Annotated in this window: 21 protein-coding genes; 2 read left to right on the top strand and 19 right to left on the bottom strand. The window is 42.0% G+C overall.

All coding sequences use genetic code 11. The features are described 5' to 3' along the window. Positions 1 to 391 precede the first annotated feature (391 nt). Both LJD61_RS13525 and LJD61_RS13530 read left to right on the top strand, forming a co-directional pair. A complete protein-coding gene (locus LJD61_RS13525; RefSeq protein ID WP_255228083.1) occupies positions 392 to 1,012 on the top strand; it encodes a metallophosphoesterase in 621 nt (206 codons plus the stop codon). Between the two features lie 19 nt (positions 1,013 to 1,031). Further along, entirely contained in the window at positions 1,032 to 2,036 is a 1,005-nt protein-coding gene (locus LJD61_RS13530; protein WP_255228084.1) for a hypothetical protein, read from the top strand. Between the two features lie 35 nt (positions 2,037 to 2,071). Here the strand turns inward: LJD61_RS13530 and lysS are convergent, their stop codons facing one another. The 19 genes from lysS to ftsH all read right to left on the bottom strand — a co-directional run bounded on the left by lysS (position 2,072) and on the right by ftsH (position 22,710). Next, positions 2,072 to 3,565: a lysine--tRNA ligase gene (gene lysS, locus LJD61_RS13535; protein ID WP_255228085.1), complete on the bottom strand. Its 1,494-nt coding sequence runs from the start codon at positions 3,563 to 3,565 to the stop codon at positions 2,072 to 2,074. 11 nt (positions 3,566 to 3,576) lie between these two features. Then, positions 3,577 to 4,059 carry a transcription elongation factor GreA gene (gene greA / locus LJD61_RS13540; protein WP_255228086.1) on the bottom strand — a complete coding sequence of 161 codons (483 nt, stop codon included), beginning with the start codon at positions 4,057 to 4,059 and terminating at the stop codon, positions 3,577 to 3,579. A gap of 172 nt (positions 4,060 to 4,231) precedes the next feature. Further along, the gene (locus LJD61_RS13545; RefSeq protein WP_255228087.1) at positions 4,232 to 5,074 is read right to left on the bottom strand and encodes a hypothetical protein; all 843 of its coding nucleotides are present in this window, start codon (positions 5,072 to 5,074) and stop codon (positions 4,232 to 4,234) included. Between the two features lie 192 nt (positions 5,075 to 5,266). Next, a complete protein-coding gene (locus LJD61_RS13550; RefSeq protein WP_255228088.1) occupies positions 5,267 to 6,211 on the bottom strand; it encodes a quinate 5-dehydrogenase in 945 nt (314 codons plus the stop codon). Between the two features lie 129 nt (positions 6,212 to 6,340). Beyond that, the gene (dusB, locus tag LJD61_RS13555) at positions 6,341 to 7,306 is read right to left on the bottom strand and encodes a tRNA dihydrouridine synthase DusB (RefSeq protein WP_255228089.1); all 966 of its coding nucleotides are present in this window, start codon (positions 7,304 to 7,306) and stop codon (positions 6,341 to 6,343) included. Positions 7,307 to 7,317: 11 nt separating this feature from the next. Further along, entirely contained in the window at positions 7,318 to 8,088 is a 771-nt protein-coding gene (locus LJD61_RS13560) for a type III pantothenate kinase (protein ID WP_255228090.1), read from the bottom strand. Between the two features lie 53 nt (positions 8,089 to 8,141). Continuing rightward, the gene (locus LJD61_RS13565; protein WP_255228091.1) at positions 8,142 to 8,711 is read right to left on the bottom strand and encodes an ECF transporter S component; all 570 of its coding nucleotides are present in this window, start codon (positions 8,709 to 8,711) and stop codon (positions 8,142 to 8,144) included. Positions 8,712 to 8,846: 135 nt separating this feature from the next. Next, positions 8,847 to 9,830 carry a biotin--[acetyl-CoA-carboxylase] ligase gene (locus LJD61_RS13570; protein ID WP_255228092.1) on the bottom strand — a complete coding sequence of 328 codons (984 nt, stop codon included), beginning with the start codon at positions 9,828 to 9,830 and terminating at the stop codon, positions 8,847 to 8,849. A gap of 175 nt (positions 9,831 to 10,005) precedes the next feature. Continuing rightward, positions 10,006 to 11,220, bottom strand: a complete 1,215-nt coding sequence (locus tag LJD61_RS13575) for a sodium ion-translocating decarboxylase subunit beta (protein WP_255228093.1) — start codon at positions 11,218 to 11,220, stop codon at positions 10,006 to 10,008. Between the two features lie 31 nt (positions 11,221 to 11,251). Further along, positions 11,252 to 11,656, bottom strand: a complete 405-nt coding sequence (locus LJD61_RS13580; RefSeq protein WP_255228094.1) for a biotin/lipoyl-containing protein — start codon at positions 11,654 to 11,656, stop codon at positions 11,252 to 11,254. A gap of 13 nt (positions 11,657 to 11,669) precedes the next feature. Further along, positions 11,670 to 12,029, bottom strand: a complete 360-nt coding sequence (locus LJD61_RS13585; protein ID WP_255228095.1) for an OadG family protein — start codon at positions 12,027 to 12,029, stop codon at positions 11,670 to 11,672. A gap of 15 nt (positions 12,030 to 12,044) precedes the next feature. Next, positions 12,045 to 13,592, bottom strand: a complete 1,548-nt coding sequence (locus tag LJD61_RS13590; protein ID WP_255228096.1) for an acyl-CoA carboxylase subunit beta — start codon at positions 13,590 to 13,592, stop codon at positions 12,045 to 12,047. Between the two features lie 11 nt (positions 13,593 to 13,603). After that, positions 13,604 to 14,008 (bottom strand): methylmalonyl-CoA epimerase, encoded by a 405-nt coding sequence (mce, locus tag LJD61_RS13595; RefSeq protein WP_255228097.1) that lies wholly within the window; start codon positions 14,006 to 14,008, stop codon positions 13,604 to 13,606. Beyond that, the gene (meaB, locus tag LJD61_RS13600; protein ID WP_255228098.1) at positions 14,001 to 14,957 is read right to left on the bottom strand and encodes a methylmalonyl Co-A mutase-associated GTPase MeaB; all 957 of its coding nucleotides are present in this window, start codon (positions 14,955 to 14,957) and stop codon (positions 14,001 to 14,003) included. Before meaB ends, mce begins: the two co-directional genes overlap by 8 nt. 11 nt (positions 14,958 to 14,968) lie before the next feature. Beyond that, a complete protein-coding gene (locus LJD61_RS13605; protein ID WP_255228099.1) occupies positions 14,969 to 15,367 on the bottom strand; it encodes a cobalamin B12-binding domain-containing protein in 399 nt (132 codons plus the stop codon). Positions 15,368 to 15,380: 13 nt separating this feature from the next. Beyond that, the gene (locus tag LJD61_RS13610; RefSeq protein WP_255228100.1) at positions 15,381 to 17,060 is read right to left on the bottom strand and encodes an acyl-CoA mutase large subunit family protein; all 1,680 of its coding nucleotides are present in this window, start codon (positions 17,058 to 17,060) and stop codon (positions 15,381 to 15,383) included. Between the two features lie 598 nt (positions 17,061 to 17,658). Further along, the gene (locus tag LJD61_RS13615) at positions 17,659 to 19,083 is read right to left on the bottom strand and encodes an amidase family protein (protein WP_408615503.1); all 1,425 of its coding nucleotides are present in this window, start codon (positions 19,081 to 19,083) and stop codon (positions 17,659 to 17,661) included. 96 nt (positions 19,084 to 19,179) lie between these two features. Next, positions 19,180 to 20,847 (bottom strand): formate--tetrahydrofolate ligase, encoded by a 1,668-nt coding sequence (locus tag LJD61_RS13620; protein ID WP_255228102.1) that lies wholly within the window; start codon positions 20,845 to 20,847, stop codon positions 19,180 to 19,182. Positions 20,848 to 20,901: 54 nt separating this feature from the next. Then, positions 20,902 to 22,710 (bottom strand): ATP-dependent zinc metalloprotease FtsH, encoded by a 1,809-nt coding sequence (ftsH, locus tag LJD61_RS13625; protein WP_255228103.1) that lies wholly within the window; start codon positions 22,708 to 22,710, stop codon positions 20,902 to 20,904. Between the last annotated feature and the right edge of the window lie 57 nt (positions 22,711 to 22,767).

Raw genomic sequence — 22,767 nt, forward strand, 5'->3', positions numbered from 1 at the left:
GCATTAAACGAACTGTCAATATGATTTTTATTATTTATTCTTTCATCTGTAGTCACGAAGTAAGTTCATGCAGTCCATTTAAAACGTGTCAATATGATTTTTAGTTTTTTTCAACAGACCGCTTGCTGTGATTTTGTCCTGCGCTCCAGCAGGAATTATATATTATCATGAATTATTAGAGCTGTCAATATATTATTTCCTGTTTGTTTTTGGTTGTTTTCAAAAGTGCATTATAAATAATATCATAGGAATTATACTATGTAAATACAAATTTTTAAGCTCTTTTTGTTCTTTATATACTTTAATTTATGGTTTGACTCAGGTAAAATTTATTATATACAGCGAATGAACAAATTATTCAAAGCCGCCCGATTTTTGAGAGGTCGATGGAATGCATGAAAGATTTAAATTAATTTATTACAACTTAATGGGTTATGTATATGTGCCCGATAGCATAAAGAATATAAAAGAGAGAAAGCTGCTTCATATATCAGATACTCCTGTGATTTTTTTCAGTGCCCTCGGTAAGCTATTGAAAGAGCTTTCGCCGGATATAATAATACATACCGGTGATATGGTCGATAATATAAAGCTTGAGATGTACAAAGAAAGGCTCCCTAAATACGAGTATCACTTAAAATCAATAATGGATATGCTTGAGAGCTCGAATGCAAAGGAATTATACATATGCGCAGGCAATCATGATAATATAGAATTGCTGCGCAAATATGCAAAAAAGAGCACTATAATAGAAGAGCATTGCCATATAGAAATATTCAATGCAAAGGTTGCGTTAAGCCATTATCCTTATAAAATCGTACAGAACCCGGCAGATTATAATTTTTTCGGACATGATATTTCTATAGGGAATGATATGGTCAACAACAGAATATATCTGAACGGAATCTCCACTATAAATATACTCACTGAAAAAACCAAAAGACTGTTTTATCTTCAATACCCTTACGGCACTAACGAATCAAGGCTGATGAAAGGAAAAATCGGGCTGTAACCAGAAGGGGGAATAATAAATGATTTCATTAGTAAGAAAAAGTACAAAATACTTGATAATTGAAACCTATGATTTGGCTGCCATGGAGGATTACCTTATCACAAGCTTAAAAGCATTTAAGGACAATATCTATACCGTATCAGCGAAAACAAATGAGGACTACACAGTTATATATATTACAGATGACATAAATAAGCCTTCCGTAATAAGCGAAGAGAGTCCGGTATATATGCTGCCCCAGGATTTAGATCATATTTTATGCAGAATAGTCAATGAAAAAAATAATCATTTGATAAAAAGCCTTAAGCTGGCTCCCAGATTATTGATTTTCAGATACTTCGGCAATATCAGCAAAATAATATATTCCATATTGAAAGACTATGAAGGAGAAATAAGGGATCTGAAGGAAACCTTCTTTAATCTTGATTTGCCCTCCAGCGTTATCACCTTTACGGATAAGCCTTTGATCAACAATCTTGGGCTCGATGATCTGTGCGAAAAATGCATAGTCATCGGGCATCCAACCAAAGGACTATACAGAAATTTGAAGGTAAATGCATTAAGGTATCTCAATGAAGGCTTGGAAAATAAGAACTGGTATGAGGTAGAGATAAGGATATATGACATATATAACGCTTATCACCTTCATTACAGGAGACTTATGCATGTGCTTGAAAATCTGGAGCTGGGGCTTGTGCTCGGAGAAAGCTGGTCAAAGGACTATGCGGTTTTGCTGATGTCCGTAGGTGTATACAGCATAAGGTTTTTTACCTTATATGAACCAAAGCACATAAAGAAAATATTGCTCGGCCTTGAAATTTCATCAGATAATACAAGGATCTGTGATTATGATGTCTATCACGGAAGGAAAAAAATCAGCTGGATTGATTTTGCCCAAAATAGAAAAGAAGTAAGAACAGACGTGGCAAAGCGATGCAGGGAAGAATTATTTAAAATGTTATCGCCTTCTTCTATCGAATATATGAAAAACATTGAAAAAGAAATAATGAAAAGCAGAGAATAGGAAAAGCATGGAGTTGATTTCCATGCTTCTTTTCATTATTCTGCCAATGGCTTCATTGTCGGGAAAAGTATTACATCCCTTATGGAATAAGAGTCTGTAAGGAACATTATGATCCTGTCTATTCCTATTCCCATGCCTCCTGTTGGCGGCATGCCTACTTCAAGAGAATTTACAAAGTCTTCGTCCATGGCATAAGCTTCGTCGTCTCCATATTCTCTATCTTTAAGCTGCTGCAGGAATCTTTCCTTTTGCACTATGGGATCATTAAGCTCAGAATAAGCATTAGCGATTTCTCTGCCAAAGATGAAGGCTTCAAACCTCTCCGTGATTGTCGGATCATCCTTTTTGGCTTTTGTAAGCGGTGATATTTCCACGGGATAGTCTATTACAAATGTAGGCTGTATCAAATGCTCCTCTACAAATGCCTCAAAAGCGGCATTTAAGATATCGCCCCAAGTGCAATATTTCAAATCCTTTTTCAATTCATCTTCTATGTTAAGCTTCTTTGCCATTTCTCTGGCTGCTTCATCGCCTTTGACTTCCCTGAAATCAACCCCTGAATACTTTTTAACCGCATCGATCATGGTTATCCTGTTCCACGGAGGGGTCAAATCAATTTCAGTTCCTTGATATGTTATCTTTGTGGTTCCCAGGACCTCCTGTGCACAGTAAGCTATACATTGCTCGCAATGCTCCATCATATCGTTATAATCCGCATAGGCCTGGTACAGTTCTATCATCGTGAATTCCGGATTATGCCTGACACTTATGCCTTCATTTCTGAAGTCTTTGCCCATCTCATATACTCTTTCGAAGCCGCCTACTATAAGCCTTTTCAGGTACAGCTCCGTAGCAATCCTCAGGTATAGATCAATATCCAGGGCATTGCTGTGAGTTTTAAATGGTCTTGCTGCAGCGCCGCTGGCAATAGTAGCCAGGACAGGAGTGTCAACCTCTAAAAATCCCCTGTCATCAAAGAATTTTCTTACACATTGCAGTATCTTGGTTCTCTTTATGAAGGTATCCCTTACCTCCGGGTTTACGATGAGATCTACATATCTTTGTCTGTATCTTATATCTGTATCCTTTAATCCATGCCACTTTTCCGGAAGCGGCTGAAGCGACTTTGTAAGGAGAGTGACTTCCTGTGCATGAATAGATATCTCTCCTCTTTTAGTCTTGAAAACCGTGCCCTTTATTCCTACGATATCTCCCATATCATAAGTTTTAAATTGCTTGTAGCTCTCTTCTCCAACATCATCGGTTTTTATGTAAACCTGAATTTTCCCGTTTCTGTCCTGGATATCGGAGAAGGATGCTTTGCCCATATCTCTCATGGACATAATTCTTCCGGCAATAGATACAAGTTGGCCTTCCATAGTATCAAAATTATTTTTGATCACATCAGAATGATGTGTTACATCATATTTCACAATATCAAAAGGATTTTTGCCGGATTCCTTGAGAGATTTCAGTTTTTCTCTCCTAACCCTAAGTATTTCATTAAGATTTAATTCTTCATTTGCCATTTTTATTCCCCCTACTTCTTGATATGCAAAATCCTATATTTAAGAATACCGTCAGGTACTTGGATTTCTACCACATCTCCCACTTTTTTGCCAATAAGGGCTTTTCCTACAGGCGATTCGTTTGAAATCTTTAAATTGATGGGATCGGCTTCAGCGGAGCCTACTATAGTATACTCCATTTCATCCTCAAAGTCTTCATCTTTCAATAAAACCTTAGCTCCGACATTCACAATATCAGTATTTATATCTTCATCATCAATAACCTTGGCTGTTTTTAATATATTTTCAAGCTGAGCAATCCTTCCTTCAATAAAAGCTTGCTCATTTTTGGCTTCGTCATACTCCGAGTTCTCTGATATATCTCCAAAGGCAAGTGCTTGCTTGATTCTTTGAGCTACCTCAGCTCTTTTTGTCGCTCGTAAATACTCTAATTCCTCCTCAAGTTTGGCTAAACCTGATAAGGTTAATAAGTTTTCTTTATTGTTGTTTGACATTTATACGTCTCCCCTTCAAAAATATATAATTATGGCTTTGATGTGAATAATATATGTCCTTATTACTTTTTTATCCTGGTATTGATTGCTTAACCCCTATGGTATTAACATAGCAAGCACTGCAGGAATACCTTTCCAGTGCTTGCTTATCATGTTATTTGTTAATTATAAATTAGCACTTTTGTATTGTCAAGGCTTTATTGCTTCTTAGGAGAAGTCTTCTGATCCGCTCTTTATCCACGGGATTTCCCTGCTCATCCAGAAAGCATACAAAAGGAAAGTATGAGACTGTTTTCCATATGTCCGTGCCTGGCGCAAATTTAATTATAGCCTTTGTAATTTCATCCTCAAACCTTATCAGCACACTATCCGGCTGCAGGGGACCGCTATGCTTCGGCAAAATCAAAACCCTTCCCATATCTATGCATGCTGACATCAATGCATTTTTATATCTCTCGGCAGGTATCAACCCATCCCATAATATTATCTTTGATTGATTGAGCAGAAATTCTATATCATTTACAAAAGCAATGGAAAGACCTTTCTCTTCCATTATCTTTTTGTGCAGTTCTTTCATAGACGCATCATTGGAACCGGTCTTCAGTACTATAATGCTGGATGCTTCCTCCGATATCGCTTCCATTAATATCGGGTTCAAGGTACCGCTTATAATTCCAAAGCTTTGGCTAAAGACATCCTCTCCCCTTATTATCCCAACTTCTCTTAAAATGCATAAAATTTTTATGCTGAGCCAGATGCTATTCAGCTTTTCATCCATTTCATCAACAGGAAAAACAAACTGTATATTATTCTCTCCGCAGAATTTGTGGATTATCCTCTTTTCTTTGATTTTATGCTTGATTTCTTTTGTGTGCGGAACTTCAAATATAAATATTTCATAGGCTTCTCCGCCAATCTCAATGTTGATCCTTCCAATCTCAGAAGGTTTGCCTAAAAGCCAAAACTTTATTTTCCCGGAGTTGTCTCCATATACGATTATAGCAGCCCTCTTCATCCTCCCATCTCCATTTTAACAATATTCTTAGTTCATCAGATATTTCAATTCTTTTGGAGTCTTTTTTGATAGTCACAGATTTTCACAGAGGTTTAAAACCCTTCAGTGTTTTTCTGTAAAGTTTCAGTGTCTTTCAGTGGTTTCCGTCTCCCTTTGAATATTAATATTATGGGCAGGATGAATATATGCTAATTATTTGCCTACGCCTTGAGCCTTAAAGGCCATCGTATCATTGAGATAGACCACATGAGGCTTGAATTCTATATCCTCCAATACATTCAAATAATCCTGGTCCTTGATATCATCAGGATTTTTCTTGAGTATTGCTACCGCCAATGCTTCAATAACATTGGTGCCGAAAGATCTCCCCGAGAGATTTGGAGTAGAGGTTACAAGCATGCCTGCATTTCTCTCTCTAAGCCATGCCACATCTTCCTTTGTGACCGTATTGGTAACGATGAGCTTAGCTTTGGCATCATTGGGAAGATAACGCCTTATATAGTGAAAATCTCCTGCAATGATATCTGATGCTTCAAAATATTTATCATATTTCCCTGCAAAATTTTCTTCTTTGTTTTGAGCCTTGCCTGTGGGATATAACATTTCAAAAGGCAGCTTGCAGGCTATGGGCGCTATTATGCCGGCAATCCGCTCCAGCCTTTTCAGAGAATATATGGGTATATTAAACCCCAGAGCTGTCATGACATCACCTAAAATCAAGCTGCATCCCACTTCGTCAAAGCCTTCTGCCATGCCATATCTGTCAACAGCAGTCAATATAAAGGCGGTCTTACCCTTAAGTGGCATTATATTATCGTTGATGTATCCGGGAAGATTTCTCTCCAGGCTTGACTTCAATCCGGAGCCATCAACCATAGGAGTAATCTTGGCTGCATTCTTTATTTGTATCGCATCTTTTATTATGTACTTCTTATTCCCTGCTCTCAGATACAGATCGATCCCGCCCATGCCAAAAGCATCAACCTTACCATCCAAGCTGCTGATTATTTCAATGGCCTTTTGTATATCTCCGTCTGTTCCTACTCTTTCAACCACTATTTTTTCGCCTTTGAAATCCAATTCAACCTTGTGATCTCTTTTTGATGAACCAATGCTCACACTGATGACATGTTTCATATTCTTTCTCCTCCGTAATAATTGTTTAGTATGTAATCATTACATATATATTCTAATACTATAGTAAAATTTATACAATTTTATATTAAAAAAAATTAGCAGCATTATACCGTATAAAAAAACTCCCGCTTAGATCAATGAATCTAAATAGGAGTTCAGCAGGTTCTCTATCTCTTGCTTTTGGGTCATTGTGAATATCCTGCTTTTTATAGTGCAGGAGCCTGGCAGGCCTTTTAGGTACCAGGAAGCATGCTTTCTCATTTCCTTAATCCCTATATGCTCTCCCTTTTGCTGCACCAGCATGCTCATATGGTGGATGAGCATTTCCACCTTGTCTTTAGGTGATGGCTCTTCGGGCAAAACTCCAGTCTCCAGATACTTCTTGGTCCTTTCAAATATCCAGGGATTGCCCTGAGCTCCCCTGCCTATCAATATGGCGTCGCAGCCTGTTTCCTCCAGCATTCTCTCAGCATCCTGAGGAGTATATATGTCTCCGTTCCCTATTACAGGTATGGATAAGGCTGCTTTGACTTCTCTGATGATATTCCAATCCGCCTTTCCGATATAAAATTGCTCCCGGGTTCTTCCATGGACAGCCACTGCAGCGGCGCCTTCCTGTTCGGCTATATGCGCAAGCTGTACAGCGTTCACAGTGTTTTCATCCCACCCTTTTCTCATTTTCACGGTTACGGGAATCCTGACCTGCTTTACTACCGCATTTATTATTTCTCCTGCCAGCCTTGGATTCTTCATAAGGGCGGAGCCATCTCCGTTATTCACTATCTTAGGCGTGGGACAACCCATATTTATATCTATCAGCTCTGCTCCATCCTCTTCTACCTTAGCAGCCGCATAGGCCATTATTCCGGGATCGCTGCCAAATATCTGAACTGCTGCAGGTCTTTCATCAGGATCTACTGCTGTCAGAGCAGCGGTGTTCTCGCTTTTATAGAACATGCCCTTGGCGCTGACCATTTCAGTATACACCAGCCCGCAGCCGAAGCCCTTGCAGATGAGTCTGAAAGCCATATCCGTAACCCCTGCCATAGGCGCAAGAAATAGATCATTTTCGATTTGAATATCCCCTATTTTCACAGAACCACCAATCATTCTCTATTCCTTTCATATATTATTCTCAAACCTTCCAGAGTCAATAAGCCGTTTACTATGCTTATCGTTTTCGACTCTGTAGCTATGAGCTTTGCTAAGCCTCCGGTAGCGACTACTTTTGTATTTTCATCTCCCAGCTCTTTTTTCATTCTTTCTACAATATAATCCACCTGTCCCACATATCCGAATATTATTCCTGCCTGCATGCTGCTGACGGTATTTTTGCATATCATCGTTTCCGGTTTCACCAATTCTACCTTTGGCAGTTTTGCCGTTTTCTGGAATAATGCATCCATAGAGATCTGTATTCCCGGGGATATCGCACCGCCCAGATATTCTCCGTTTTTTGATACCGCACAATATGTGGTGGCAGTACCAAAGTCTACGATGACCAGCGGTCCTCCGTAAAGCTCATATGCAGCAACCGCATTCACTATTCTATCTGCTCCTACTTCTTTTGGATTATCATATTTGATATTGATGCCCGTCTTTACGCCGGGGCCGATAACCAGAGGTTCACTTTTAAAGTATTTGCGTGCCATGTGCTCCAATGTATACATGGCAGTGGGAACCACGGAGGATATGACCACCTGGCTTATACAAGACAGCTTATAGTTGGAAAAGCTGAAAAGCTGGTTTATCATCATCCCGTACTCATCACTGGTCTTATGAATTTCAGTCCCTATTCTCCAGAATTCCAGCAGCTTTTTGTCTTCATATATTCCTAAAACTATATTGGTATTTCCCACATCTATCACAAGTATCATGTATATATAACCTTCCTTGCCCTTAAATTGAAGCCAGGCATTTAGCCTGGCTTTTATGCTTTTCTTATTCTTTTCAGCGCTGCTGTGACTGCAGTGACGACTATGACAGCAACGATGACTTCCGGTATGCCGTTTGTTGTTGCAATACCGAGTATGAGAGCCGCTGCTTTGCCCTGATCCTGACCCAATGCAGCTGCGAACTGGGCCCCATAAAGCATATAGATCATTCCCAGCACGCCTATGGTATTGGTCAAGGTTCCTATAGTTGCGGAAGCGGCCGCACTTTTGGTCATTTTGTAAGTATAATAAGCTGTGAGTCCGATAAGCATTCGCGGCAATACAGCCACAAGCGGATTCAAGAACACAAAGGATATGACCGTCGGCGCCATTATTGCCTGTATCATGCTGAATACGCCAAATATCAAACCTATGCCTATTGCTACCAAGGGGCCTTCCATAATCGCACCGATTATTACAGGCAAATGCATTATGGTAGCTTTAGCGGGACCAATGGGTATAAAGCCTAACGGCGTACTACCCAACAGGATGGATACTCCTGCCAGCATGCCTGTGACCACAAGCTTTCTTACTGGCATAATACTTTTTGCTCTTTCACTATACATTTTCGCACCTCCGTTCCAGTTCCAAAAGGATACCGGACGATATTATATAATATTTTTGTTAGTACAAGTCCAGCTCTTTACGATGCCGGCAAAATTATTTTATCATCATTAAATAATCAATGCAATATTTTTTGATCAAATATATTCATATATGCCACGCACAGACACTTCTCCCGAAGTTATTTCCTCAATCCGCCCGCCATCCCTTCTGACCAGCAGGTGTCCATTAGAGCTTATATCTTCTGCCACCGCCTTAAACTCGCCGTCTTTTGTGATCACTCTGACTTCCTTTCCAACATTAGCCGAGGCTTTTTTATATTCATCGAGCATGAAAGATATATTGCCGTTCTTTAAAAATAGAGAATAATAATTTTCAAATGACTTCAGCACCTCTGCAATGATTTTTTTCCTGTCTGCCTGAAGGCCTGATGCAATTTTAATTGAAGTGGCTGTATTGAGATCGCCAAAATCCTTCTCATCAGAATTCGCATTTATGCCTATGCCTACGCATAGATAATTGATCCTGTCTATCTCTGCTCCCAATTCCGTCAATATGCCGCAAAGCTTCCGGCCATTGTGCACCAAATCGTTAGGCCATTTTATCATTATATCCGTGTCACATACCCCTTTTATCCCCTTCATCACGGCAACAGCAGCTATTAGAGTTACCTGAGAGGCTTGCTCAGGCTTTATATCAGGCTTTAACAATATGGTCATCCATATGCCCTTGCTCTTTGGTGAGACCCAATCTCTGCCCAATCTGCCCCGCCCTGATATTTGCTCTTCTGCAATTATAACGGTGCCGTCTATGAAGTCCTTTTCTCCCAGTCTTTTTGCATAGCTATTGGTAGAATCTACAGAATCCAGGTATATGATTTCCCGGCCGATAAATTCTGTATCCAGAAGCCCTTCTATTTCAGCAGGGTATAATATATCCGGGCTTTCCAATAAGGCATAACCTTTATTGGTCAAAGATTCTATTATATAGCCTTCTTCTTTAAGCTTTTTAATATACTTCCATATGGCAGTCCTGCTGACGCCGAATTTTTTGCTCAAGTCCTCTCCGGATAAATAGCTTCCTCTATTCTTCTTCAGTTCTTCCAGTATCTTGACTTTCATAATACTGCTCCTTTTACTTTTTATGCTGAGATATAGACGACAGTAACCACTGAAAGATGACCCCAGTGTCCTGCCCTAGCCCCTGAGCTCTGAGTTCTGGACCCTGAGTTCTGGCTTCATACATATATTATAACAAAAATACAGGCATTTCTGCCTGTATTTTAAAATTCATTCATTACATAGCGCACATTGAAAGGAGAACGCCTGCTGCAACTGCAGATCCGATAACTCCCGCAACGTTAGGTCCCATAGCATGCATCAAAAGGAAGTTTGAAGGATTGGCCTCCTGGCCTACCTTTTGTGATACTCTGGCTGCCATAGGCACTGCTGATACACCTGCTGAGCCTATGAGCGGGTTTACCTTTCCGCCGCTCAATTTGCACATTACTTTACCAAATAGAACTCCTGCAGCTGTACCCATGGAGAAGGCTGCAAGACCCAGAGCAATTATTGCCAATGTCTTAGGAGATAGGAACAAAGCACCGTTGGCCGTAGCACCAACTGTAACACCGAGGAATATAACGACTATGTTCATCAATTCGCCTTCTGCAGTCTTCATCAATCTGTGCAGAGTGCTCTGCATTGTAGCTGCTTCCCTGAGCAGATTGCCAAGCATCAACATGCCTACCAAGGATGCTGCTGCCGGAAGCACCAATGACACTACTACGGTAACCAGTATTGGGAACACTATTTTTTCTACTTTAGAAACAGGTCTTAGCTGTTCCATAACAATTTCTCTTTCTGCCTTTGTTGTCAAAGCCTTCATTATAGGAGGCTGAATCAAAGGCACTAATGCCATGTAGGAATATGCCGCTACTGCTATTGGCCCCAAAAGATGAGGTGCCAGTTTAGCAGTAAGATATATGGCTGTAGGTCCGTCTGCTCCGCCTATTATACCTATGGAAGCCGCTTCCGGGATAGTAAAGCTTATCCCAGGTATAAAGTTCAGCAATAAAGCGCCTATAAAGGTAGTGAATATACCGAACTGTGCAGCAGCTCCCAAAAGTATGCTCTTAGGATTAGCAATAAGAGGTCCGAAATCTGTCATAGCTCCAACGCCCAAGAATATTAATGGAGGATATATTCCTAGTTTAACACCTCTGTACAGCCAATACAGCAAGCCGCCGGCATCCACCATCTTATGGACATGCTCTCCCGTCACAGGGTCTGTAACAAGCTGATATACCGGTTCTGCATTTAATCCTGCCAAAGGCAAATTGGCAAGAAGCATACCAAAGGCTATGGGCAACAATAATAAAGGTTCAAAGCCCTTTTTAAGAGCAAGATATATTAGAACAAAAGATACTAAAAGCATTACGCCTTCTTGCCAGGTTATGGCAGAAAAGCCCATGGTAAAATAGAAATCCCGTATAGCTTCTATCAATGACATTCAAAATTCCCCCATTCAAAGCTTTGCCGTGCTATTCAAGCACAATCAAAACCTGTCCTGTATTTACTGACTCCCCTGCATTTACTGCTATTGAAGCTACTTTGCCATCTCCGGCTGCCATTATCTCATTTTCCATCTTCATGGCTTCAAGTATGCATAGTACTTGTCCTTTTTTCACTGATTCTCCAACCTTTACGTTGACGGACAATATTGTTCCGGGCATCGGAGATACAACTGTTGCTGCTCCGGCGGGTACTGCTGCAGGTGCTGCTGCTTTAGGTGCTGCTGCAGCTGCTTTTGGCGCCGGAGCCTGTGCTGCTTTAGGTGCCGGTGCTGCCTTTGGTGCGGCGGGTGCTGCTGCAGCTGCTCCGTCTCTAACTTCTTCCACTTCTACCTCATAGCTGTTTCCATTGACATTTATTAAAAATTTTCTCATTTCTCTATTCCTCCTATAATCTATTAAACATTTGTTCCTGTCTTCCGACTCTAGCCCATACAGGAGCATTATCTTCCACTCTGTTGATAGATTTTATTACCAGGTTGCTGCTGCTGCCCATTACAGCCGCCAATGCTGCACTGATAACAGCAATGAGTTCTTCCTCATCTTCTGCAGGTCCACTTATCACTTCTGCAGGTTCTTCAGTCTTTTCTAGCTTAACAACTTCAGTTTTTTTTTCTGCCGTTCCTCTATTGGACAGGAGCTTTAATGCGCCAAGCATGTAAGCAAGACCAATGAGTACCAAGAATACTATGCCCATACCAACCAATGTAACTATTAGCCCATATGAAAGCTGTTCTAATTCGCTCATCATTATCCCCCTTTTCTATACAGGCAGATTGCCGTGTTTTTTAGCAGGTCTGTTTTCCCTCTTGCTCTCCAGCATTTCAAAGGCGGAAATCAGTCTTTGTCTTGTTGTTGCAGGTTCTATAACATCATCTACATAGCCTCTGCTTGCAGCTATATATGGAGTTGCAAACTTATCTTTGTATTCCTGTATCTTTTCTTGTCTTGCCGTTGCAGGATTCTCTGCCCCTTCAATGTCTTTTCTGAAAATTATATTGGCGGCTCCTTCAGGTCCCATTACTGCAATCTCGGCTGTAGGCCAAGCATATACCTGATCCGCCCCTAATTCCTTGTTGCACATTGCGATATAGGCTCCGCCGTAGGCTTTTCTCGTTATAAGAGTTACCTTGGGTACAGTTGCTTCACTGTATGCATAAAGCATTTTAGCGCCATGTCTTATTATTCCGCCATATTCTTGATTGGTGCCTGGCAGGAATCCAGGTACATCAACGAGATTGAGCACAGGTATATTGAATGCATCGCAGGTTCTGATAAATCTTCCTGCCTTATCGGATGCATTTATATCAAGGCAGCCGGCCAATACTTTAGGCTGATTTGCAATGATACCTACAGATCTGCCGTTAAGCCTTGCAAAAGCTGTAATTATATTCATAGCGTAATATGGCTGAACCTCCATAAAATCTCCATTGTCAACGATAGCAGCCATTACTTCCTTCATATCATAAGCCTTATTAGGATTATCAGGTATGATATCGTTAAGCTTATCTTCTATCCTGTTCAGATCATCATCACAAGCAAATTCAGGTGCATTTTCCATATTGTTGGAAGGCAAGAAGCTTAAAAGTCTCTTTATATCCTCTATGCATTGCTTCTCGTCTGCGCTGATGAAATGAGCAACCCCGCTCACCTTATTATGTGTCATGGCACCGCCGAGGTCTTCTGCAGAAACCTCTTCGCCTGTAACTGCCTTTATAACCTGAGGCCCTGTTATAAACATCTGGCTGGTCTTGTCAACCATGAATACGAAATCTGTCAGAGCGGGTGAGTAAACTGCTCCGCCTGCGCAGGGTCCCATTATTACGGATATCTGCGGTACAACGCCTGATGCGATTGTATTTCTATAGAAAATATTGCCGTATCCTGAAAGCGCGTCAACACCTTCTTGTATTCTTGCTCCGCCGGAATCGTTGATGCCTACGACCGGAGCTCCCATCTTAAGAGCCATGTCCATGACCTTGCATATTTTCTTTGCATGCATCTCTCCCAATGAACCGCCCACAACCGTGAAGTCTTGAGCATAAGCATAAACCAGTCTCCCCTCAACTGTGCCGTAACCTGATACAACACCTTCTCCGGGAGCATCTACCTCCTGCATGCCGAATTCTGTGCAGCGATGCTTTACAAAAGCGTCGATCTCAACAAAGCTTCCTTCATCAAACAATAAGCCTAATCTTTCCCTGGCTGTCATCTTGCCTGATTCATGCTGCTTCTTGATTTTCTTTTCTCCGCCACCCTGTGATATGACCTCTTTCATCTTTTTAAGTTGCTGTATTTTGTCTGTTGACATTTTATCACTCCCTATCCTTTCCTCTCACATAACTCCACTAGTACACCATTGGTGCTCTTTGGATGTAAGAAAGCAATCCTCGCACCGCCGGCGCCATATCTCGGTTTCTCATCGATAAGCCTTATACCTAGTTTTTTCATCTCTTCTAATGCTTTTTCCAGATCATCGACTCTGAAAGCTATATGCTGTACTCCCTGGCCTTTATTTTCAATAAACTTTGCAATAGGGCTGTCAGGAGTTGTAGCTTCCAAAAGCTCAATTTCCGTATCTCCAACGGGTAAAAAAGCAACTTTTACTTTTTGCTCCTCTACTGTTTCAACGCCTTGGAGCTTAAGCCCCAAGATATCTTCATAGAAATTAACTGATTCCTCCAGGTTATTTACTGCAATTCCTATATGATCAACCTTTTTAACCATTCATTCTCCCCTCCTCTTTGTTTAATATATTTGATAGTTCTGATGCAGCAGAATATGGGTCCATCTCTTTATTTAAAACTTTTAGTATAAGGTCTGATAAATAATCTGTGCTTTTTTGAAGCTTCATTATCCTGCCAAGCAAATTTTCTTTAAAAATCTCAAATATTTCAGTCTCAATCGCTTTTTCTCTGCGCTTGCTGAAATTCCCCGAAGATATCATATATTCATTATGCTTTTCAATAGCTTCAAATAATTCTTCTATACCAACATTATCTCTGGCTATAATATTTTTAACGGGAGGCCTGTATTCCGTCATGCCGTTGAGATCAAGCATTATTTCAATTTCCGTGGCAGTTCTTTCTGCGCCTTCCCTGTCGGATTTGTTGACTGCAAATATGTCTCCAATCTCCATTATACCTGCTTTTATTGCCTGGATATCATCTCCCAGTCCGGGAACCATCACCATGAGCACTGTATCTGCAACCTTCACAATATCTATTTCCGATTGACCGACGCCTACTGTTTCAACGAAGATATAATCATATCCGGCTATGTCCATCACCTTGATAGCACCCTGTACGGATTTGGAGAGGCCGCCTAAAGCCCCCCTTGTACCCATGCTTCTGATGAATACTCCCTCATCCGTATTGAGGTCGGACATCCTGATTCTATCTCCTAAGATGGCGCCCCCGCTAAAGGGACTTGTGGGATCAACAGCAATAATAGCAGCTTTTTTGCCTCTCTTTCTTACCAGCTTTGCAAGCTTGTCTGTCACAGTACTCTTGCCTGCCCCCGGAGGACCGGTTATGCCGATAATTCTGGCTCTGCCTGTCATATGATAGAATTCCTTTATGATTTCTATTGCCTCTTGGCTGCCGCTTTCTATCATAGTGATAAGGCGTGCAGCGGCCCTTTTGGTGCCGCTGGACAAGCCTGCTCTTATATCCATCTAAATCACCCTTAATCTCTCTTTATGTTCTGTGTTATAAAATCTATGGTAACGGCTGTTGGAGTTCCTGGAGTAAATATCTCCGCGATTCCTGCCTCTTTGAGTCCGGGTATGTCCTCTTCAGGTATTACTCCGCCGCCTACTATAAGGATATCATTCCCGCCTTTTTCATTTACCAGCTGGACTACCTTCGGGAAAAGATGGTTATGAGCTCCTGATAGTATGCTCAATGCTACACAGTCAACGTCTTCTTGTATAGCAGCTTCTGCAATCTGCTCAGGGGTCTGCCTGAGTCCTGTATATATTACCTCCATACCAGCATCTCTCATAGCGCGGGCTACAACCTTCGCCCCTCTATCATGACCGTCAAGGCCGGGTTTTGCAACTAAGACTCTAATTGGTCTATTCATCTCATTTACCTCCTTACAGAATAACAGACTGCTGGTATTCGCCGAATACTTCTCTTAAAATACCGCATATTTCGCCTAATGTAGCATATTCTTTAACCGCTTCTATTATATAAGGCATCAGATTCTCATCGCCTGATGCAGCCTTTCTGAGAGCATTCAAGCTTTGATCAACCTTAGCGTTATCTCTGCCGGCTCTCAGATCCTGCAGCTTTTTCTTCTGGAGCTCTCCTACCTGAGGATCGACTCTCAAAAGCCCCTTCGGTGCTGATTCTTCAATCTGGAATTTATTCATGCCAACTACTATTCTCTCGCCCTTTTCAATTTCCTTCTGATATTTGTATGCGCTCTCCTGTATCTCCTGCTGTATAAAGCCTCTCTCGATAGCCTTTGCAGCTCCGCCCATTTCATCTATCTTGGAGATATATTCCCAAGCCTTCTTTTCAATCTCGGAAGTCAAGCTTTCTACATAATATGAACCTGCAAGAGGATCAACAGTGTCAGCTACTCCGCTCTCATAGGCAACTATCTGCTGGGTCCTGAGAGCTATTCTTACCGAGTTCTCTGTAGGAAGTGCCAAAGCTTCATCCCTTGAATTTGTATGCAAGGATTGAGTGCCGCCCAAAACTGCAGCCAAAGTCTGTATAGCAACTCTGACAACGTTGTTATCGGGCTGCTGTGCAGTAAGAGTAGATCCGCCGGTTTGTGTATGGAATCTCAGCATCATCGATTTGGGTTCCTTAGCGTTGAATCTTTCCTTCATGATTTTAGCCCATAACCTTCTGGCTGCCCTGAACTTTGCAACCTCTTCCAGTAAATCGTTGTGGGAATTGAAGAAAAAAGATAGTCTCGGTGCAAATTCATCTACATCAAGTCCGGCTTTTATGGCAGCATTTACATAGGCTATACCGTCTGCCAAAGTGAATGCAACCTCCTGCACAGCTGTAGAACCAGCTTCTCTGATATGATAGCCGCTTATTGATATAGTGTTCCACTTAGGAACATATTTTGCACAGTATTCAAAAATATTAGTTATAAGTCTCATGGACGGTTCAGTCGGGAATATATAAGTACCTCTGGCTATATATTCCTTTAATATGTCATTCTGGATAGTTCCTGATAATTTTTCTGCCGATACGCCCTGCTTTTCTGCAACGGCTATGTACATAGCAAGCAGTACTGAAGCAGGAGCATTGATGGTCATGGAAGTGCTTACCTTGTCCAACGGTATTCCGTCAAACAGAATCTCCATATCCTTTAGCGAATCGATAGCAACGCCTACCTTGCCTACCTCGCCCTCTGACAATGAATGATCCGAATCATAGCCGATCTGGGTTGGAAGATCAAAAGCAACGCTCAAGCCGGTTTGGCCCTGCTGAAGCAAGTACTTGTACCTTTTGTTGGATTCTTCTGCAGTTGCAAAGCCTGCGTATTGCCTCATAGTCCAGAATCTGCCTCTGTACATTGTGGGCTGTACGCCTCTCGTATAAGGATACTCGCCGGGATAGGACAAATCTTCATTGTAATCTAAATCGGCTATATCCTCCGGAGCATAGAGTCTCTTCACTTCGACTCCTGAAGTGGTCGTAAATTTAGCTTTTCTCTCAGGATTCTTTGCTAATACTTTTGCAATCTTTTTGTCTTCCCAATTTTGTCTTTCTGCTTTTTGAGCATCAAGCTTTTCTTTGTTAAACATGCTTAGCCTCCCTTATATTAATAAATAATATTTGTTTTTAAAGAGTTAATATATAGGTACTATGTAAATAATACACAAACATCAATCAATATTTCAACTTTTTTTGTAAACCTTATTGAAATTTTTGAATGATATCTTTCATTTTTGTTTAATTCTGCAAGTTTTCCTTCTTAGATTATATTATCACATTTCTAAATTAAAAGGTACTATAAATTTTGTTTAATTTTTCACAATAGTCCTTATATATTTCATTTTCCTCACTTTTTCACACACACTATGTATTATACCCAAAAATCCAAAGCTTTTTAATATTATTCAATGAATATTATTTATCATTGAATACGCCTCCTGAGTTATAAAAATAGAGCAGGAGCCTCCACATCTTAGAGCTCCTGCCATTATTTATTTTTATCACTGAACTAACCCGCTCTATACCCACAGGGCACAGGCGACCCCCGCCTCTATAGGCGGCGGGTGCCAAGAGCGGCTAAGTCCAGTGCCCCAGGGCAGCCTCTCTTGCCCCTGTGGGGCAATTCACCTTCTATGGACTCGACTAACATTCAGTGGGGGTTGAATCCCCCTCTGAATGAAGTCTCGTTCAAAGTTCAGGGGTGCTTGCGGGTATTCTTCTCAACTGAGATGCCTGCTCGAAAGCATAGGCAATCTCTATTAATACAGGCTCGCTCCACGGTCTTCCGATGATCTCCATGCCAACCGGAACACCGATAGGAGCATCAGCAGACGGGGTTGAGAATCCTGCCGGAACAGCTATGGAAGGAAAGCCCGTCACCGAACAAAGCACACCATTGCGCTGCTGCTGGCTCCCCCCAGTCTTGCAAACCAATTGCTGCTGATGGGGATAAACGATAGCATCCAATTCATAGTCTGCCATAAGCTTCATCACCTTTGTCTGCGTCTGGGCGCGCAATACAAGCTTTTGATTGTATTCAGGCGTCCCTACACTTAATGCCATAGCCTTTTCCATATTTTCTTTTATTCCCGGATGATATTTTCCGGAAGCCATAACTTCCTCTACAGAATGCACCGGAGCATAATCCGGCAATGCTTTGAGGTAAATATTAAGATGATCCTTGAGGTCATCCAAATGTACGCTAACACTTGAAGTCAGCCAGCCTGAATTTATTTCCTCAGTTATGGATATCAGCTCTGCGCCGTTTTCCTTTAACATTTCTATGCTTTCACGAACAGGTTTATTGACTTCCTTATGGACTTCATCTTTACCGAAAAAGCTTTCCAGTATGCCTATTCTCTTGCCTTTAAGACCATCTTTATTCAAAAATGCTTTATAGGTCTTAGGAATTTTCCCGCAGCACCATGCGGTTTCATCATCTGCCTTATCATAGCCTGCTATAACGTCAAGCACTGCAACGGCATCGGCAACTGTACGGCATATCGGGCCTGCCGTGTCCTGTGTGAATGAGTAGGGAACTATACCATCGCGGCTGACCAAACCTATTGTCGGGCGAATTCCTACAAGGCTGTTAGCTGACGATGGTGATCTGATGGAGTTTATTGTATCAGTGCCAATTCCGGCAAGCCCAAAATTTGCAGCCATGGCAGCGCCTGTACCTCCTGATGAGCCTCCGGGAGTTCTTGTAAGATCGTATGGATTAAGAGTCTGACCCAGTATTGAACTGATCGTTTCGCCCCATATTGCAAATTCATGCAAATTCGACTTAGCCAATATGATCGCCCCTGCTTCTCTCAGCTTCCTGGTGATATAGGCATCATCTTCGGGAACAAATCCCTTCAGGCTTAGGGAACCCGCTGTAGTAGCCATATCATAGGTATCTACATTATCTTTAAGAATAATGGGAATACCATGCAAGGCACCTGTCAACCCTTTCTCTTTTAAAGCAGCATCCAAAGCGTCTGCTTCTTCAAGGGCCTTTGGATTTACAAGGATGATGGAATTAAGCGCCGGGCCTTTTTGGTCATAGGCTTCAATTCTCTTAAGATAGTATTCTACCAATTGGCGGCAGGTCAGCTTGCCCGCCAGCATAGCCTCATGCACTTGAGCTATTGTAGTCTCAAAACATTTAAAGCTGCTCAAAAATAAACACTTCCTTTCGTCAATATGCAAGTTGATATAATTATATTAGAATAACCCGGTGATTACACCCTTCTCATCTATGTCTATCTTTTCTGCTGAAGGAATCTTAGGCAGCCCGGGCATAACCATAATATCCCCTGTTAACGCGACTATGAAGCCGGCACCTGCTGATACCCTCACCTCTTTGACCGTTATCTCAAAGCCTTCGGGCCTTCCTACAAGATCAGGATTATCTGACAGAGAGTACTGGGTCTTAGCCATGCATATGGGATATTTGTCAAGGCCCAGATCCTCAAGAAGCTTTATCTCCTTCTCCGCTTTCCCCGTATATTGCACACCCTTGGCTCCATAGATCTCTTTTGCGATCTTGCCGATCTTGTCCTTAATGCTTTCATTGGCATCATATAACAGTTTAAAATTGCTTTCCTTTTCACAGGCTTCAACAACCTTTGATGCCAGATCCTCGCCGCCTTCTCCGCCTTTTTCCCAAACCTCGCATATCGAAGCTTCTACACCCTGGATTCTGCAAAGATCCGTCAGCTTGGCAAGTTCTGCCTCAGTATCGGTAATAAACTTGTTCATTGCTACAACTACAGGCACACCGAATTTGTTTATATTCTCAATATGCTTTTTGAGGTTTTCAAAGCCCTTCTCCAATGCGGGCACGTTTTCCTGGCCTAAATCTGTCTTTTTTACGCCGCCATGCATCTTCAGGGCTCTTACTGTAGCAACTATTACGACGGCAGAGGGTGCAATTCCTGCATATCTGCATTTTATGTCCATAAACTTTTCCGCTCCGAGATCCGCACCGAAACCAGCTTCAGTGATCAGATAATCAACAAGCTTCAATCCCAGCTTTGTCGCCATTATGCTGTTGCAGCCGTGAGCTATATTTGCAAAAGGTCCGCCATGTATAAAGGAAGGGGTATTTTCCAGAGTTTGCACCAGATTCGGCTTTATAGCATCCTTGAGCAGCAATGCCATAGCTCCATGGACCTTTAAATCTCCCGCAGTTACAGGCTTATTCTCATAATTATATCCTATTATGATCCTTGAAAGCCTATCCTTAAGATCCATCATGCCGGTCGATAGACAGAGGATCGCCATTATCTCAGAAGCAACAGTTATCATAAATCCGTCCTGCCTTACAAAGCCGTTGGCTTTCCCGCCTAATCCCACTACGACTTCCCTCAAGGCTCTGTCATTCATATCCATGACTCTCTTCCAAACTATTTGTCTCATATCTATTCCAAGAGCATTCCCCTGGGTTATATGATTATCTATGGCAGCGGAAAGAAGATTGTTGGCAGTTGTTATGGCGTGCATGTCTCCGGTGAAATGCAGATTGATATCCTCCATAGGCACCACCTGAGCATATCCGCCTCCTGCGGCTCCTCCCTTTATACCGAATACAGGCCCTAAAGAAGGCTCTCTTAACGCTATGGCCGACCTCTTCCCCAATCTTGCCAGCGCTTGCCCTAAACCGACAGTGGTGGTCGATTTTCCTTCACCGGCCGGTGTAGGATTTATTGCGGTGACCAGAACCAGCTTGCCATCGGCCTTATCCTTAAGCCTATCCCAGATGCTTAGATTTACTTTTGCCTTGTACTTGCCGTAAAGCTCAACTTCTTCTTCAGAGATTCCTACATCCTGAGCGATATCCATAATGGGTTTCATCTTAGCTTCCTGAGCTATTTGTATGTCTGTTTTCATATATGTACCTCCATTCTTCATCTTATATTAATAAGGAATGGTTTAAACCATTCCTTATGCATTTGCAAATATTTCTTCAAATTCTTCCTTGTCCAGCTTTTCTCTCTCAAGCAAGGCATTAGCGACGCCATGAAGTTTATCGATATTAGCTCTGAGCATTCCTTCTGCCTTCTGATAAGCACTTTCTATGATGCTTCTTATCTCCTTGTCAATGCTGGCTGCGATCTCTTCGCTGTAATTTCTGCTTCTGGCAAGGTCTCTGCCTATAAATACCTCGTCATGATCGGTGCCAAAGGTCATCGGCCCCAATTTCTCGCTCATGCCGTATTCGGTTACCATCTTTCGCGCTATGGTGGTTGCCCTCTCAAGATCATTCTTGGCTCCGGTGCTTATATCATTGAGTACCACCTTCTCAGCTACTCTGCCTCCCAAAAGAGTCACGATCTGATCTTCTAATTCTATCTTGGACATATAATATTTATCCTGCTGAGGAAGAGAAATTGTATAACCTCCGGCTCTTCCCCTGGGAACAATAGAAACCTGATGAACAGGATCTGCATTGGGAGTGAGCTTTTGTACCACTGCATGGCCTGCTTCGTGGTATGCGGTAAGCTTTCTGTCCTGTTCGCTGACCACCCTGCTCTTTTTCTCCGGCCCTGCTATCACCCTTATAGTCGCTTCTTCAAGCTCTTTCATCTCTATCTGCTTTTTATTTCTCCTGGCTGTTAAAAGAGCAGCCTCGTTCATAAGATTCTCCAGATCTGCAGGCGTAAAGCCCGGAGTGCTTTTTGCGAGGGTCTCCATGCTTATGCCTTCAACCAGAGGTTTATTTCTGGCATGTATCTTCAATATTTCTTCTCTTGCTTTTACATCTGGTATGCCTACCATTATCTGCCTGTCGAACCTTCCTGGTCTGAGCAGTGCAGGGTCGAGTATGTCTGGCCTGTTGGTAGCAGCTATTATTATTATGCCCTCATTTATGTTGAATCCATCCATCTCAACCAGCAATTGATTTAATGTTTGCTCTCTTTCATCATGGCCTCCGCCTAAACCTGCGCCTCTTTGCCTTCCTACGGCATCTATTTCATCTATGAAAATTATGCAGGGAGAATTTTTCTTGGCCTGCTCAAATAAATCCCTTACCCTTGAAGCTCCCACGCCTACAAACATCTCGACAAAATCTGAGCCGCTGATGCTGAAGAAAGGAACTCCCGCTTCCCCTGCAACTGCCTTGGCAAGATAAGTTTTGCCTGTGCCGGGAGGGCCGACCAGCAAAATACCCTTAGGAATCCTGGCTCCTAATTCTATAAAGCGCCGGGGCTGCTTGAGGAAATCGACGATCTCGCCTAATTCTTCCTTCTCTTCATCTGCGCCCGCCACATCAGCAAAGGTAACTTTTTTCTTATCATCCGTCAAGAGTTTCGCCCTGCTCTTGCCAAAGGACATGACCCTGTTGCCCCCGCCTTGGGTTTGCTGGGTAAATATGAAGAAAAAGACTATAAACAGGAGAATCAGCACGACCGGCGGCAAAATAGAAAGCCATACCGAAGTCTGCTGAGGCTTTTCATATATTATGTTAAGTGTCCCTCTCTCTGCATAATCCTGGGCCAATTGATTGAATTGAAGAGTGGGCACTGCTGTTTCAAATTTTTTACCATCGCTAAGCTTTCCATTGATGATTGAAGTATCACCCACAACTGTCACATATATTTCTCTTATCCTTTTATTCTCAACCTCTGATATAAACTGGGTATAAGTGAGCTTGGTCTTTCCTTCACCGGTATTGCTGAATATCTGGGCAAAGAAAATGATTATTATAAAAATAAGCACGTAAAAGCTTATACCCCTCAAAAACTTTTTCAAAAATTACCCTCCTTTAAACCGTGTTAACATAGTCGAAAAGCTTTCTTATCATTCTTT

The organism is Lutispora saccharofermentans, from assembly GCF_024363565.1.
GTDB classification, from domain to species: Bacteria; Bacillota; Clostridia; order Lutisporales; family Lutisporaceae; genus Lutispora; species Lutispora saccharofermentans.

Bases quoted from the DNA above. Each gene is read 5' to 3' on its own strand.
- LJD61_RS13530 (WP_255228084.1), top strand. From the start codon at position 1,032: ATGATTTCATTAGTAAGAAAAAGTACAAAATACTTGATAATTGAAACC.
- lysS (WP_255228085.1), bottom strand. From the start codon at position 3,565: ATGGCAAATGAAGAATTAAATCTTAATGAAATACTTAGGGTTAGGAGA.
- LJD61_RS13580 (WP_255228094.1), bottom strand. From the start codon at position 11,656: ATGAGAAAATTTTTAATAAATGTCAATGGAAACAGCTATGAGGTAGAA.
- meaB (WP_255228098.1), bottom strand. From the start codon at position 14,957: ATGGATATAAGAGCAGGCTTGTCCAGCGGCACCAAAAGGGCCGCTGCA.
- LJD61_RS13615 (WP_408615503.1), bottom strand. From the start codon at position 19,083: ATGCTGGCGGGCAAGCTGACCTGCCGCCAATTGGTAGAATACTATCTT.
- LJD61_RS13610 (WP_255228100.1), bottom strand. From the start codon at position 17,060: ATGTTTAACAAAGAAAAGCTTGATGCTCAAAAAGCAGAAAGACAAAAT.
- LJD61_RS13570 (WP_255228092.1), bottom strand. From the start codon at position 9,830: ATGAAAGTCAAGATACTGGAAGAACTGAAGAAGAATAGAGGAAGCTAT.
- LJD61_RS13585 (WP_255228095.1), bottom strand. From the start codon at position 12,029: ATGAGCGAATTAGAACAGCTTTCATATGGGCTAATAGTTACATTGGTT.
- LJD61_RS13590 (WP_255228096.1), bottom strand. From the start codon at position 13,592: ATGTCAACAGACAAAATACAGCAACTTAAAAAGATGAAAGAGGTCATA.
- greA (WP_255228086.1), bottom strand. From the start codon at position 4,059: ATGTCAAACAACAATAAAGAAAACTTATTAACCTTATCAGGTTTAGCC.
- LJD61_RS13605 (WP_255228099.1), bottom strand. From the start codon at position 15,367: ATGAATAGACCAATTAGAGTCTTAGTTGCAAAACCCGGCCTTGACGGT.
- LJD61_RS13550 (WP_255228088.1), bottom strand. From the start codon at position 6,211: ATGAAACATGTCATCAGTGTGAGCATTGGTTCATCAAAAAGAGATCAC.
- LJD61_RS13560 (WP_255228090.1), bottom strand. From the start codon at position 8,088: ATGATACTTGTGATAGATGTGGGAAATACCAATATAGTTTTAGGAATA.
- mce (WP_255228097.1), bottom strand. From the start codon at position 14,008: ATGGTTAAAAAGGTTGATCATATAGGAATTGCAGTAAATAACCTGGAG.
- LJD61_RS13565 (WP_255228091.1), bottom strand. From the start codon at position 8,711: ATGTATAGTGAAAGAGCAAAAAGTATTATGCCAGTAAGAAAGCTTGTG.
- LJD61_RS13525 (WP_255228083.1), top strand. From the start codon at position 392: ATGCATGAAAGATTTAAATTAATTTATTACAACTTAATGGGTTATGTA.
- LJD61_RS13545 (WP_255228087.1), bottom strand. From the start codon at position 5,074: ATGAAGAGGGCTGCTATAATCGTATATGGAGACAACTCCGGGAAAATA.
- LJD61_RS13575 (WP_255228093.1), bottom strand. From the start codon at position 11,220: ATGTCATTGATAGAAGCTATACGGGATTTCTATTTTACCATGGGCTTT.
- LJD61_RS13620 (WP_255228102.1), bottom strand. From the start codon at position 20,847: ATGAAAACAGACATACAAATAGCTCAGGAAGCTAAGATGAAACCCATT.